Origin of the sequence: Bartonella capreoli, from assembly GCF_902813205.1 — a bacterium.
In the GTDB taxonomy this organism is placed as follows: domain Bacteria; phylum Pseudomonadota; class Alphaproteobacteria; order Rhizobiales; family Rhizobiaceae; genus Bartonella; species Bartonella schoenbuchensis.
Map to the genome: position 1 here is coordinate 1 of NZ_CADDZX010000157.1, position 485 is coordinate 485.

At 45.4% G+C, this 485-nt stretch carries 1 protein-coding gene; it reads right to left on the reverse strand.

All coding sequences use genetic code 11. The annotated features are described in order from the left end of the window. A partial coding sequence (locus tag J7R05_RS07840; protein WP_208541832.1) for a cell division ATP-binding protein FtsE occupies positions 1 to 485 on the reverse strand: 485 nt, incomplete at both ends.

The window sequence follows — 485 nt, forward strand, 5'->3', positions numbered from 1 at the left end:
GCAGGCGTTTTGCCAAAGGAGGATCGACATTTCCGGTTGGTTCATCAGCGAGAAGGATTTCAGGTTGATCAATGAGCGCTCGTGCAATCGCTACCCTTTGTTTTTCTCCACCAGAAAGAACCGGTGGTAAAACATGAATATGATCACCAAGGCCCACCCAACAGAGAAGATCTTCCACTTCACTGCGATAAGTTGCTTCTTCTTGTCCTTTAATGCGTAATGGTAGAGAGACATTTTCATAAGTGGTCATGTGATCAAGGAGACGAAAGTCTTGAAAGACAACACCAATGCGTTGGCGCAGTGCAGGAAGCTCTTGCCGTTTTAGCAATGCTGTATCATTTCCAAATAAATCAATGTGTCCGCGGGTTGGTTTGAGTGCCAAAAACATAAGACGCATCAACGATGTTTTTCCTGCTCCGGAGGCACCGGTTAGAAACTGAAATGATCCGGGAGGGATATGAAAACTGATATCACGGAGAACTTCA